This is a genomic window from Jiulongibacter sp. NS-SX5 (assembly GCF_052828545.1).
Genome location: NZ_CM128248.1, coordinates 894,069 through 908,041, shown reverse-complemented (window position 1 = coordinate 908,041; position 13,973 = coordinate 894,069). Strand labels below are relative to the sequence as shown.

The 13,973-nt window shown below is 40.2% G+C and carries 8 protein-coding genes; 3 read left to right on the top strand and 5 right to left on the bottom strand.

Annotated elements, in window-relative coordinates:
• Positions 1-196 precede the first annotated feature (196 nt).
• Complete coding sequence (locus ACUXV0_RS04065; RefSeq protein ID WP_446191787.1) at positions 197-1,564, top strand: aminotransferase class V-fold PLP-dependent enzyme; 1,368 nt, start codon at positions 197-199, stop codon at positions 1,562-1,564.
• A 10-nt stretch (positions 1,565-1,574) separates the two neighbouring features.
• Here ACUXV0_RS04065 and ACUXV0_RS04060 read toward each other — a convergent pair whose 3' ends face one another.
• The 3 genes from ACUXV0_RS04060 to ACUXV0_RS04050 all read right to left on the bottom strand — a co-directional run bounded on the left by ACUXV0_RS04060 (position 1,575) and on the right by ACUXV0_RS04050 (position 8,751).
• Positions 1,575-3,734 (bottom strand): glycoside hydrolase family 97 catalytic domain-containing protein, encoded by a 2,160-nt coding sequence (locus ACUXV0_RS04060; protein ID WP_446191786.1) that lies wholly within the window; start codon positions 3,732-3,734, stop codon positions 1,575-1,577.
• A gap of 103 nt (positions 3,735-3,837) precedes the next feature.
• Positions 3,838-5,763, bottom strand: a complete 1,926-nt coding sequence (gene dnaK / locus ACUXV0_RS04055; protein ID WP_446191785.1) for a molecular chaperone DnaK — start codon at positions 5,761-5,763, stop codon at positions 3,838-3,840.
• Positions 5,764-5,889: 126 nt separating this feature from the next.
• Positions 5,890-8,751 (bottom strand): NPCBM/NEW2 domain-containing protein, encoded by a 2,862-nt coding sequence (locus ACUXV0_RS04050; RefSeq protein WP_446191784.1) that lies wholly within the window; start codon positions 8,749-8,751, stop codon positions 5,890-5,892.
• Between the two features lie 264 nt (positions 8,752-9,015).
• On the opposite strand from ACUXV0_RS04050, the gene ACUXV0_RS04045 reads away from it, so the two are divergent.
• Positions 9,016-9,408: a hypothetical protein gene (locus ACUXV0_RS04045; protein ID WP_446191783.1), complete on the top strand. Its 393-nt coding sequence runs from the start codon at positions 9,016-9,018 to the stop codon at positions 9,406-9,408.
• Between the two features lie 80 nt (positions 9,409-9,488).
• Here the strand turns inward: ACUXV0_RS04045 and rplT are convergent, their stop codons facing one another.
• Both rplT and rpmI read right to left on the bottom strand, forming a co-directional pair.
• Positions 9,489-9,833 (bottom strand): 50S ribosomal protein L20, encoded by a 345-nt coding sequence (gene rplT, locus ACUXV0_RS04040; protein ID WP_446191782.1) that lies wholly within the window; start codon positions 9,831-9,833, stop codon positions 9,489-9,491.
• Between the two features lie 89 nt (positions 9,834-9,922).
• Positions 9,923-10,117, bottom strand: coding sequence for a 50S ribosomal protein L35 (gene rpmI, locus ACUXV0_RS04035; protein ID WP_446191781.1), 195 nt, complete (start codon positions 10,115-10,117; stop codon positions 9,923-9,925).
• A 185-nt stretch (positions 10,118-10,302) separates the two neighbouring features.
• Here rpmI and dnaE point away from each other — a divergent pair, with 185 nt between their 5' ends.
• Complete coding sequence (gene dnaE, locus ACUXV0_RS04030; RefSeq protein WP_446191780.1) at positions 10,303-13,944, top strand: DNA polymerase III subunit alpha; 3,642 nt, start codon at positions 10,303-10,305, stop codon at positions 13,942-13,944.
• Positions 13,945-13,973: the final 29 nt, after the last annotated feature.

Sequence of the window (13,973 nt, the reverse complement as noted above, 5' to 3'; positions counted from 1 at the left end):
AGTATTGACGTTTTAATCGCCTAAATATGCAAAACAGAAAGCTGTTTTCAAACTTGAAAAGTTAGACAAAACGGTTACGGTAAAATGTCATGCATCTTTTACTACAATCCATACAGGAAACTACGCAATCCACACAGTTTTGCTTGAAGCGAAAGTGTTCATTTCTGAACTTCAAGGAAATAATAGCCCCCTTGACATGTTCAAAATATTTAAAGCCAAAGAAACACCTTATAAGAATCTGACTTTTGATCAAATAAGAAAGAAAGACTTTCCTCAGCTATCAGATCAGGATCATACGTACCTTGATTTTACCGGTGGAGGTTTGTATGCACTACGTCAGATCGAAATGCATCATGAATTGCTCAGAAATAATATTTTTGGCAATCCACATAGTATAAATCCATCTTCCAGTTTTTCCACTAAACTAGTAGAACAGACAAGAAATAAAGTTCTGGAGTTTTTTAATGCCACTGACTATGAGTGCATCTTTACGATGAATGCGAGTGGTGCATTGAAGATTGTAGGAGAGTGTTATCCTTTTGATGAGAATTCACTTTTTGTGCTAAGCAAAGACAATCATAATTCGGTTTTGGGTATAAAGGAGCAGGCAAAGCGAAAGAAAGCTCAGGTTGACTTCATTGACTTAAATGAAGATATGACCATTAGCCAGGAGTCTTTTAAGTCTTTAGTCACGACTCAAAGAACTGCATCAAATAAGCTTTTGGCTTTTCCTGCACAGAGTAATTACTCGGGAGTTAAACATTCGTTAGAAATGGTCAGGAAGGCTCAGGAGAACGGTTTTAAAGTCCTTCTTGACGCTGCTGCTTATTGTCCCACAAATATTCTGGATTTAAAGGAAACACCTGTTGATTTTGTTTGTGTGAGTTTCTACAAAATGTTTGGTTATCCAACGGGAATTGGCTGCCTTTTGGTTAAGAAAGGTTTGTGTGAGGAGCTCAATAAAAGCTATTTCGCGGGGGGGACAGTGAAGGTAGCCTCTACTTATGAAGGTGCTTATGCATTGCACAATAACCACGAGCGTTTTGAAGATGGCACCATTAATTATAATCAGATTCCGGCGGTGGGCATAGGCCTAGATTATCTCAATGACATTGGTATGAGAAGAATACAACAACAGGTCAAAAACAATACCTCTGAATTCTATCAAAGGCTAGATACGTTGACTCATTCAAATGGTGCTGGTTTAATTAAATTCGTAGGTAAGCCAGGTCAAAATAACCACGGTAGTACCTTGAGTTTTCACGTTCTTAATTCTAAAGGGGAGAAGATATGTTTGGATAAAATTGAACAGCTAGCTGCTCAAAGACATATTTCATTAAGAACAGGATGTTTTTGTAACCCGGGTGCAGATGAGTCTTTTCATCAAATAGGTCAAAATGATGTTACGGAGTTAATTCAAGCGATTGATTGCGAAGATCAAAATAAAATTACATTACTCAAGTCTAAAAGAGGGGCTGTAAGAATATCTGTAGGAATGATAACCAATAATCAGGATCTTGAATCCTTGACTAATTTTTTAATTTCATTCTCTGATATGGACTAATTTAAGATCATTAATCTGCACATGTCCCTATTTCTGCTTTGAAGGTAGAGCCTGTTTCAGAGTTAAAGTTCGGTTCCAGTAGAATGGCTTCTTCAGCCAAAAGGTTTAATGAGGCGTTTTGTGAGATTTTTTGACTGGAATTAAGTTTTTTGGCCTGATAATTTTCCTGAATATCTACAGAAACTTCTTCTGACAGACTTATCTGATCAAGACACGAGGCTTCGAAGAAAAGTGTAAACCCGCCATAAGGTATAAGCTCAATATTCAGGTTATTTCCGGTGGTGTAGTTTTCAATGCTAGTGGTTATCTGTGTCTTATCTGTGCCGTCTTTGATGACCCTTAACTTATATTTTCCATCTGGTAAGAAATCAAGATTGATGCTCTGTGATTTAGTTGAGTTTTCTCCATTTATGCCGGATATAAACCAATTGTGATGGTCTCGTCTAGCTAACACCACATCTTCATCAGGATAGCCGGAAAGTAATTTCGTTTCATCCCATGCTCCCGGAATTTGTCGTATGATATCTTTCGCAATCAACGGAAGGTTGTTGTATCTGGTGTAATGGTCAGCAAAATGACTTTGTCCGGACTCAAATAAGGTAAGGAGTGCCAATTGATGCGAAATAGAGGAGTTATGGTCTAATGAACTTCCATTGGTATGGTAAGTGTGCCCTAAAACCCCTGGAGTATAATCCATTGACCCTAAGACATTTCTTGTAAATGCCAGGGTGACATTATGACTTGCCAGTCTATTCCTGAATTCATTATTGAATAATATGCCCTCACCGCCGGCTACGGCTTCCATAGTCATAAGGTTTGGATAGGTTCTTTGCCATCCTCTTGGAGTAGTGGCTCCATGAAAATTTACCATTAGGCCCACATCAGCTGCATCATTCAGAATGTCTATATAGTGCTTAATCATTCCCTGTTTATCACTCATCATAAAGTCGACTTTGATTCCGACTATACCCATATCCTTAATCCACTGCAGATGATTTCTTCGGGTTTGAGTGATATGCATACTATCTCTAGGCGTGATATTATTGGCATAGCTATTAGCATTATGTGGGCCTCCCATATTATACCAGGTCCATAGTTTTACTCCTTTAGAAGTGGCAAAATCAACAAATTGAGGCAAGGCCGTCTGCAGATCCTGGATTTTATCCCAGTCTGCATCTATGGTAAAAAACGGACAGTTAAGATCAGAAGCCAAATCGACGTAGTGTACCATAGAATCAATATAGCTGGAGCTGGTAAAAGAAGACCACCAACTAAATGTGGCGATGCCTGATTCTATATAACTATCATCTATGAGAACTGAAGGTCTGGCCAAGTCTGTGGTAACATCACTTTCTACAATTTCATTGAGTTCTTTTCCAATGATAATTACTCTCCATGGAGTCTGCATAGGCGTACTAAACCGAGCAAATTGATCAAATTGTGTTACTCCGTCAAAAGGATAAGGTCCACTTATCTGATAGTTCCCGCCTGAGGCATGTTGTGATAAGTGGGAAGCATAAAAGTTGCTATCCAAATCGGTTTCGGTAAGCATCAGCCAATGATTATTGACGGTCATTAATGCAGGAAAAACAAAACCCGAGGCCTGAGTAGAAGAAGCTCCAACGGCCATTTCATCAAAAAATCCTTCATAAACGGGATAACTATTAAAGTTCTCCTGCATCCAGGCCACTCCCAAGGTGTTATCTATTTTAAACTCAGAATGTTCACTGGCAACGTGGTATTCTGCGGTGGAATTATCCGGGAAAAAGTAACGAAACGCCACACCATTGTTTAGCACCTTAAATAAAATGTCAAAGTTGACTCCACATTTTGAAGTATGAAATGTGATAGTTCTTGACTCAAACTGATGTGACTTCTTTTTCCCGCTGTGAAGTTGGTACGTTTGATTTTCCGATGTTGAGTCTATGCTGTTCAGAGTTAAACCAGTATAAAAATCACAGTCATTTCGAGTAATACCTAACTCAGAACTTTGAATTAGGCGGGTGTTCATCCCATTCTTTGAGGAGTAAACCTCGTAGCTTAAACTTCCGTTTGACTCTAAATCTACAGTGAGCTGAACAGATCCATCAGGAGAGTGTATCTGGTATTGAGCTTTTAGATTTGCGAAGTTTATAAAACAAAAGAAAAAGCTAAGAAGGTAAAGTTTCATTGTTGAGGTTAATACAAGTGTGAAGATATCAATTGCTGTGCAAGAAAAATAAAAGAGCCACCCTAATTTAGGATGGCTCTTCAAACTTATAAATCAGAACGATTTATTTTACTTCTTCAAAATTAACATCAGTTACACCTTCATCATCAGATGAATCTGCTCCTGCGTTAGCCTGGGCATCACCGCCCGGAGCACCTGCTCCGGCAGCATCTGCACCCCCTGCAGCTTGCTGTGCAGCGTAGATTTCCTGTGATGCAGCTTGCCATGCAGTGTTGATTTTCTCCATTGCAGCATCAATGGCAGCAATATCCTGCGTACCATGAGCAGCTTTTAGTTCTGTCAAAGCACCTTCAATAGCCTCCTTGTTTGGAGCAGAAAGCTTATCACCAAACTCAGTCAATTGTTTCTCTGTAGAAAAGATCATTGAGTCTGCTGCGTTTACTTTTTCTACTTTCTCCTTTGCAGCTTTATCTGCTTCCTCGTTAGCCTTGGCTTCGTCTCTCATTCTTTGGATTTCCTCATCAGAAAGACCACTTGAAGCTTCAATTCTAATATTCTGCTCTTTGCCGGTTCCTTTGTCTTTTGCGGTAACATTTAAGATACCGTTGGCATCCACATCAAACGTTACTTCAATCTGAGGAACACCTCTTGGAGCTGGCGGAATACCATCAAGGTGGAATCTACCTAGAGACTTATTTTGATTGGCCATAGGACGCTCACCTTGTAGTACGTGAAGTTCTACTGAAGGCTGATTATCCGCCGCTGTAGAGAAAGTCTCTACTTTGTTTGTAGGGATAGTCGTATTTGCTTCAATCATTTTAGTGAACACACTACCCATAGTCTCAATACCCAATGATAGAGGAATCACATCCAGAAGAAGGATATCTTTTACCTCACCAGTTAGTACACCACCTTGAATAGCCGCACCAATTGCCACAGCTTCATCAGGGTTTACACTTTTCGAAGGCTTCTTACCAAAGAACTTCTCTACTTCTTCCTGTACTCTTGGGATTCTGGTAGAACCACCTACCAAAATAACCTCGCTGATTTCGCTGTTTGAGATACCCGCATTTTTCATGGCTCTCTTACATGGCTCCATCATTTGTACAAAAAGCTTATCGGCTAATTGCTCAAATTTTGCTCTTGATAGACTTCTGACTAAGTGCTTAGGTACACCATCTACCGGGAAGATATAAGGTAAGTTGATCTCGGCTTGTGTAGAACTTGAAAGTTCAATTTTCGCTTTCTCAGCAGCTTCTTTCAGACGCTGAAGGGCCATGGCATCATGTCTAAGGTCTACACCTTCGTCTTTCTTGAATTCTTCTGCCAACCACTCAATGATCACTTGGTCAAAGTCATCACCACCAAGGTGCGTATCACCATCAGTAGCTTTTACTTCAAACACGCCATCACCTAGTTCTAGGATAGAGACGTCAAAAGTACCACCACCAAGGTCAAATACAGCTACGGTAGCGTCTTTGTCTTGTTTATCAAGACCATATGCCAGTGCAGCTGCGGTAGGCTCATTGATGATTCTTTTAACTTCCAGACCGGCAATTGTACCAGCTTCTTTGGTCGCTTGTCTTTCTGAATCATTAAAGTAAGCCGGAACTGTTACTACGGCTTCAGTTACTTCTGTACCAAGATAATCCTCAGCAGTTTGCTTCATTTTCTGAAGAATGAAAGCTGAGATTTCCTGTGGAGTATATTGTCTATCGCCAATTTTTACTCTTGGCGTATCGTTTGCACCTTTTTCTACTTCGTATGCAATGGTTTTTAGCTCAGAGCCTACATCAGTATATTTTTTACCCATGAAACGCTTTACTGAAGCAATCGTGTTTTTAGGGTTGGTGATAGCCTGTCTTTTGGCAGGAGCACCTACTTTTTTCTCACCATTCTCCAAGAAAGCTACGATAGAAGGAGTTGTTCTGGCACCCTCGCTGTTGGCGATTACCACCGGCTCATTACCCTCCATTACAGCCACACAGGAGTTGGTTGTTCCCAAGTCAATTCCTATTATTTTTCCCATGTTATGTATATTGTTTTTATTTCAAAAAATTGTCTAACAGCAATTGATCAATGAATATGCCAAGGGCAAAACCTGTCAATATTTATGACAGTTTGTCAGTTTTGAAATGAAGATGGCAGAAAACAGTTACGGACAGCCTCCAATAGTGGCAGAAAAGACAGAACCGGACTTAACCTCAAAGCCTGGTTTGAGTTGGATATTGTCCCCCGCTTTATAGATGGCACCAGTAGGAGAGTTGATTATATTCAATGCTTCGATTTGATCTTCAGCAAAGAAATCAAAGCTTCTTGAGCCATAATTTAAATTAGCACCACCTTTTTCTAAATAGAATGAGTCCGGACAGTCAGGAATAACTTTAGCCGTGATCGTATTGGACTGATTGCTATAGCAAAATGAGTTTTTACATTGTGCATAGAATTGAGTTGTGTCTGCAGGAGAGGTGCTAAATGAGACAGCTGTATTTCCATTTGACCAGATCAGATCATAAGAACCACAATCGGTATTTGAAGTTAGCGTAATGGCATCACCCGTATTTAAAAGGTCAACATCTGCAGAAATACTTGGCGGTAAAGGTTTTATTTGAGCGTAAACGTAGACACCTGAAGTATCGTAACAGTTAGTACCGTTATCGATGATGTAACTCAAAATCACGGGACCGGTTCCATTTAATTTTATGGCTCCTGTGGTAGCATTCAAATAATCGACCATTCCAGCACCATCTTGAATGGCAAAAGTCCCACCTGGGTTGTCTACACTGGGCATTACGGTATCTCCGATACAAATGAAATTGAAATTCGGTGAGTAGGAGATAAGCCTACCATTTGTCTGAGCAGAAATGCTACTTGTAGCTGATTTTGCTCCCGAGCATGAAATTGATTTAACTCCTAAGGTATACGTTGTACTTGAGGTGAGTCCTCCAAAGAGATATGTATAGGTGTCTGAACTTACGGTATCTACCACATTTCCATCTATATATACCTCATAGTTTACGGCCGTTCCTGAAGAAGGTGCGGACCAATTAAGCCCTAAACATTTACTACCAATTTTATACGTACTTAAGGCTGTAGGAGCTCCAGTGCTCTCACATGTAAATCGTGCGTTTGACCAGTTCGCCATATCGTTAGTAGATCCATCTCCGGCATTCTCGGTCACCAAGCGTAGCATGGTATAACTACACAAAGCTAAGTTAATGTCAATGGTGCTGCTTAGAGCATTCATTGTAGGACTGGTATATAGCAGATTTCCGTCTCCGTATACTTTGAAAATGACAGATCCCCCACTCAAAACATCATCATCGACCCCTATGGACGCTTTAAAGGAGGTATACAGTCCAGATGGTATTCTGTAGGTCACTTCACTATTTCCATAAACGCCAATTCCTTTTGAATAGGTAGTGGTATTCAGGGATTGAACTGTACCATCTCCATCTGCTGATGACCCGTTTGACTTATCAAATTCTACAGGGCCAAGACCATTCGATAAAGAATATGGAGCCAAATTCGAGAGATAGGTTGTTCCTGAGCATGTGGAAGCGAGGCTTTGCTGACTTAATATTTTAGCAATATCCACCTTCTGACTGACAACCAGGTTTCCATTGGATTTTGTCATATAACATCTGTAAGTGTTGGAGCCTGTCGATGTTATAGATTGGGATGTAGAAACTGAGGTACTCCCATAGCTGTCAGATATCACCCAACGATATGATGAATAACCTGAAGGGGCTGTTACTGTTACGTTTGATCCACTAACTGTATAGCCCAACTCCGGTACAGAGTTGGCAGAAATAGGATTAGAAACCTGAAAGAAGTTTTGCGTATTGCCAGTGTATAAATTACTGGTTAAAGAGGTATTCCAGCGGGTAGCAATTTCACTTAATCCACTACCTTTTAAGTGTACATTTTCAGTATCTCTTGTACCAGCCGTTACATTATTATTAACGTTATCCGTGAACGGACCTTGAAAAATCTGATTTGAAGTATTTAAAAGGTTTGTTTGGGCATTTATGACATTGGAAGAGGATCCATAGGTCCCATAAAACGATGTTCTGGCCATTACCCATGGTATGGTAGAACCAAAGTCGCTTCTTACTCTACTAATTACTGAATTTAATCTTGTTTGATAAGAAGCTTGCCCCGAACCTAAAAAAGTTTCTGATTCACCTTGCATCCAAAGAACTGCCCTCACGCCATACATGGAGTTGTAGTACTGCATGGTCTTTAAAAAGGTGGTATATGGTGTACCTACACCTGAAGTATTTGCCGGATTAACTCCGTTACAAAATTGACTTCCCGTGAATGGGTGAGTAGTGGCTCCCCCGTTAAAGCTATCGATGAAGTTTTGTGTTGAAGAACCCGAGGTAGCTCCATTAAAAAAAGCCACAGGTACATTATTATTAGTGACCAGTTTATCTCCAAGATTTCCCCAATACCAAGAGGTGATACCGTGCTGACCAATATTACCGGCTATAGCTATTTTATCAAAACTCTGGAAACTTGGGAAGCTAATGGAACACGGATCAATATAGTTATGTGTTATAACTCGATCAGAACTTACAGAGAGCCCACTTATTCCTTCCCAGCCTTGTGCATTGGATTGTCCAAAAATCAGAAAAACATCTCCAACTCCAACGCGACTAATTGAACTGGAACTGATAACCGTACCACTTTTAACAGTTCTAACTTCCAGGGTATACCAGCCTTGAGGAACGTTGGTAAGTTGACCATAATAATTTCCTTTTACCGGATTATCGTCAATGATGGTCCAATTAAAGCCTGAGATTGGAGTAGATGTACCTGGAGTGACTAATCGGGCTTGGACAGAACTTATGACTTTTGTAGAATATGAACCAGCGATATTAATAGTGGCTTGTCCAGCAGAGTTTCGTTGAAATACAGACTTATTGATCGGCAGATCAATGGTAAACTGAGCCAACGACAGCATTGGGGCAATAAGCACACCTAGTAGCAGTGCAATTTTAACTTTGGTCATCGAACTAGTTCGTGGTCAATCAAGTCAAGTGGTATGTAAAATTACGTAATTAATACACCAAATAGACTTGTATAGATAAACTCTTATTATTCGGCGACCCAAAATCAATAGAATTGTACTTATCCGTGATCCATCTTGATGGAAGTACGAATTCCTAAATGAAGTGTACTTTTCTTTACCTCTTTTTCCTCAATTTTCTACGTTTCTACAATTAAAAACTAAGGAATGTCAATTGCTTCAATGAGTATCCTAAACTGAATAATTATGAAAAAGCAATTGAAGTATTTTGTTGTATTGATGACCTCAGTAAGTATGTTGTCATGTAATTTAAAGAGTGAGGATCAGGCAGAACTTGAAAAACTTAGAGCCCTGGATTCTTTGAGAAATGATATGCAAACCTCTCAAAATAACCAATATTCAGATACTGACTTTGACAGCCCCAATTACGAGCCTTCAGATCCGGTGGCATATAGACCAGAAAAGAAAAAAATGTCTTCTGCCACTAAAGGAGCATTGATTGGTGCAGGTGCCGGAGCTGCTTCAGGTGCGGTGATTGATGGAAAGAAACCCGTGCGAGGTGCTGTTCTTGGTGGAGTATTAGGAGCTGGTGCCGGTGCTGCTACGGGGGCAATTATTGAGAAAAGAAAAGCTCAGTAGGTGGTTTTTAAGTATGATAAATAAAAAAAGAGGCTGCCTCAATCGAGACAGCCTCTTATATTTTTTGGCCTTAAGGCCTCCTATTTAACTTTCTCTACAACAGCTTTGAAAGCCTCTGGATTATTCATCGCAAGGTCAGCCAAAACTTTTCTGTTAAGCTCGATACCAGCTTTAGATAATTTGTTCATAAATACAGAGTAAGAAAGACCATGCTGTCTTGCACCGGCATTAATACGAACGATCCACAATTTGCGGAAGTTTCTTTTCTTTTGCTTACGACCTTGGTAGGCGTAAACTAAACCTTTTTCAACGGCATTTTTCGCTACCGTCCAAACGTTTTTTCTTCTACCGAAATAACCTTTGGCTAATTTCAGCGTTCTTTTGCGTCTTGCTTTTGACGCTACATGATTGACACTACGTGGCATATTAAATTAAGTTTTTTGACTTGGGGCGTCACTTACATAGTGAACTTTCTAGGCCTTTCGTCGGGTGAAACAATTGAACCAATGTTGAATTAAAGAGCCAATAGGTCCTTAATTCTTTTTTCGTCTGATGGATGAACAATCGTCGAACTAGCTAAGATGCTTTTACGCTTCTTTGACTTTTTCGTTAAAATGTGGCTGTGGTAAGCATGCTTACGCTTGATTTTACCAGTACCAGTGATTTTAAAACGCTTCTTCGATCCAGAATTTGTTTTTTGTTTTGGCATCGATTTAAACAGTTTTTATGTAAAAAAGTAAATTGGGCTGCAAAGGTAGCTAAAAGCTATCTATTTTGCAATCAATTCTTGGATGTGAAAATTAGTGGATATTTTGTTTTGCTTACAGCAAAATCAAGCTCGTTAAATTGGCTAGTTTTGTCCATTATTATGAGTGATACTACCTTACCTTTTACATGCAGTTTTCCCACCTTCATAATCATACTCAATTCTCGTTATTAGATGGTGCTTCCAGCATCAAAAGGCTTTTTGAAAAAGCCAAAGAAGACAATATGCCTGCCGTGGCCATTACTGATCATGGCAATATGTTCGGTGTTTTTGACTTTGTTTCTAATGCCTCAAAATATGGTGTAAAACCAATAGTGGGATGTGAGTTTTATGTTGTGGAAGACCATACCATCAAAAGCTTCACCAAAGAAAAAAAGGACAAGCGGTATCATCAATTGCTTTTAGCAAAAGATAAGCAAGGCTATCAAAATCTTACGAAACTTTGCTCTATTGGCTATATGGACGGGTTATATGGGAAATACCCCAGAATAACCAAAGCCCTGATAGAGCAGTATAAGGAAGGTCTGATAGCTACTACTTGTTGTATCGGTGCCAGAGTTCCGCAGGAAATATTAAGGCATGGTGAAAAGGCCGGTGAAGAGGAGTTTAAATGGTGGCTTGATCGTTTTGGAGAGGACTATTACATAGAAATACAAAGACATGATATTCCTGATCAAAACAAAGTCAACGCTGTTTTACTGAAGTGGGCTAAAGAATATGGCGTGAAGGTGATAGCCTCAAACGACTCTCATTATGTAGATCAGGAAGACTGGGTAGCACATGACATTCTATTATGTGTAAATACCAATGAGAAGCTTTCCACTCCCAAAATGAAGGACTATGACGATGAAGGAGGTAGTGGAAAAAGTGGTCGTTTTGCCTTTTTTAACGACCAATTCTACTTTAAGTCCACTCAGGAGATGTCTCAGCTTTTCAGCGATATACCCGAGGCCATTGATAATACCAATGAAATCGTAGGGAAAGTAGAAACACTGGAGCTTAAACAGGATATCTTACTTCCAAACTTCCCGATACCTGAAGAATTCAAAAAACACACAGACGATAAAGAAAATCAGTGGGAATTTCTGAAGCATTTGACTTATGAAGGAGCAAAAGCTCGTTATGGAGAGATTTCAGAAGAAGCAAGGGAACGTATAGATTTTGAGCTATTTACCATCAAAACCATGGGTTTCGCCGGGTATTTTTTGATTGTGATGGACTTTATTCAGGCTGGTCGTGATCTTGGTGTAATGATAGGGCCGGGTAGGGGTTCTGCAGCAGGTTCAGTAGTGGCTTATTGTATTGGTATTACTAATATAGACCCGATTAAATATAATCTGCTTTTTGAGCGATTCCTGAATCCTGACAGAAAGTCAATGCCCGATATTGATACTGATTTTGACGATGAAGGCCGTCAAAGAGTAATTGACTATGTGGTAGAGAAGTATGGGAAGAATCAGGTAGCACAAATCATTACCTATGGTACCATGGCCACCAAATCATCCATCAAGGATGTTTCGCGTGTTATGGAGTTGCCCCTCTCAGATGCCAATTATATCGCGAAGCTTGTACCGGATAAACCGGGTTATGGAATGAACTTCAAGAAGTTGATCCATATGCCAGAGACTGGTGGCGACAAAAACCTGACTAAACTTGGACTGAGTGCAGACGAGATAGAAAATGTAAGGAGGGTTCGGGAGCTTTATCATGGTCGTGGCTTGGAAGCCAAGGTGCTGCAGCAAGCTGAAAAACTTGAAGGTACTGTACGAAATACCGGGATACATGCCGCTGGGATCATCATTGCTCCCTATGACCTCTCCGATATCGTACCAGTGGCTACCTCTAAAGATGCAGATCTTTTAGTGACGCAGTATGAAGGGAAAATTATTGAAGATGCAGGAGTAATTAAAATGGACTTCCTTGGCCTTCGAAATTTAACGATTTTGAAGGAGGCTCTTCGGATGATTGAGGAGAATCACGCTCAGGGAATTGATATGGATAATATCACCGAAAAGCAGCAGAGAACTCTTGACCTTCTCAATAACGGAATTGACTACATTCCATTGGATGATTTTGGTACTTTTGAGCTATTTCAGCGTGGTGAAACGAATGCCATATTCCAGTTTGAGTCAGACGGGATGAAAAAGTACATGAAGGAACTCAAGCCTGATAGGTTTGATGACCTCATTGCTATGAACGCCCTTTACAGACCGGGTCCTTTGGCTTATATCCCAGACTTTATTAAAAGAAAGCATGGGCTTCAGGAAATCACCTATGATTTGCCAGAAATGGAGGAGTATCTGGCTGAGACTTATGGGATTACAGTCTACCAGGAGCAGGTGATGTTGCTTTCACAGAAGCTGGCCAATTTTACAAAAGGTGATGCCGATGTGCTGCGTAAAGCCATGGGTAAGAAGCAGATAGAAGTCCTGAATAAGCTTAAAGCTAAGTTTATGGAGGGCGGTACTTCCAATGGGCATGATGAGAAAACGCTTGAAAAAATCTGGAAGGACTGGGAGGCTTTTGCCCAATACGCCTTTAATAAATCGCACTCTACTTGTTATGCCTTTGTGGCTTACCAGACGGCTTACTTAAAATCGCACTATCCTTCTGAATATATGGCCGGGGTACTGACCTCGCAGCTCGGTAATATTGATAAAATCACCTTCTTTATGGAGGAGTGCCGTGCACTTGGTTTACCTGTTCTTGGCCCAGATGTTAATGAATCGGTCAAAAGATTTGGTGTGAATCAGGCCGGTGAGATTAGATTTGGACTCGGTGGAATCAAAGGCTCGGGTGACGCAGCTGTAGATGCTATTATTGAAGAACGCGAGGCGAAAGGTCCTTATAAAGACATTTACGATTTTATGACTCGGGTTAACCTCCGAACAGTCAATAAGAAAACTCTGGAATCATTAGTTTATGCTGGAGCGTTCGATTGTTTTGAAGAAATACACAGGGCTCAGTATTTTGCCACAAGTAGCAATGGCTCCAATTTCATTGAAACGCTGATTAGGTATGCCAATAAAATTCAGGATGAGAAAAACTCTGCTCAGGCCTCTTTATTTGGTGGTGGAGCATCTGGCGGTACCGATATGGCCGCCCCTCAGCCAGAGAAGGTAGAACCATGGGGAAATATTGAAAAACTAAAATACGAGAAGGATGTCGTAGGTTTCTATATTTCAGGTCATCCGTTAGATCAGTTTTCAATCGAAATGAGTCTTTGTAAACCTCTCAATGAGGTTATGAAGCCTGAACATGTGGATCGGGAATTTAGTGTAGGGGGGATGATAACTTCTGTCCAGCTACGTCAAACCAAGAATGGTAAGCCTTTTTCCATTTTTAAAATGGAAGATTATGAAGGGTCAATGGAGATAGCCCTGTTTGGGAATGACCATATAAGTTTCAGTAATTATCTCATGGAAGGGCAATTCTTATTTATACGTGGGAAAGTACAAACCAGGTGGAGCGGAAATGACATTGAGTTTAAGCCAATTGAAATGCAATTATTGGCAGATGTCAAAGACAAACGATTCAAAGAAGTAAATCTCAAACTTGAGCTTACTGATATCAATGAAAAAATGATTCATGAGTTACAGGAACTCAGCGGAAACCACCCGGGGAATTTTGAGTTACGCTTCAATATTTATGATTCTGATGAAAGGCTTGATTTGCAGCTATTTAGTAGAAATACAAAGATAGATATCAATAAATCCATCTTTAAAGAGTTACAGGAGCTTTGCGGTGAGGGAAATGTAAGTTTTGCATAAAAAAAACGGCCGGTTAAACCGGCCGCTCA

Bases quoted from the DNA above. Each gene is read 5' to 3' on its own strand.
- dnaE (WP_446191780.1), top strand. From the start codon at position 10,303: ATGCAGTTTTCCCACCTTCATAATCATACTCAATTCTCGTTATTAGAT.
- dnaK (WP_446191785.1), bottom strand. From the start codon at position 5,763: ATGGGAAAAATAATAGGAATTGACTTGGGAACAACCAACTCCTGTGTG.
- rpmI (WP_446191781.1), bottom strand. From the start codon at position 10,117: ATGCCAAAACAAAAAACAAATTCTGGATCGAAGAAGCGTTTTAAAATC.
- ACUXV0_RS04060 (WP_446191786.1), bottom strand. From the start codon at position 3,734: ATGAAACTTTACCTTCTTAGCTTTTTCTTTTGTTTTATAAACTTCGCA.
- rplT (WP_446191782.1), bottom strand. From the start codon at position 9,833: ATGCCACGTAGTGTCAATCATGTAGCGTCAAAAGCAAGACGCAAAAGA.
- ACUXV0_RS04045 (WP_446191783.1), top strand. From the start codon at position 9,016: ATGAAAAAGCAATTGAAGTATTTTGTTGTATTGATGACCTCAGTAAGT.
- ACUXV0_RS04050 (WP_446191784.1), bottom strand. From the start codon at position 8,751: ATGACCAAAGTTAAAATTGCACTGCTACTAGGTGTGCTTATTGCCCCA.
- ACUXV0_RS04065 (WP_446191787.1), top strand. From the start codon at position 197: ATGTTCAAAATATTTAAAGCCAAAGAAACACCTTATAAGAATCTGACT.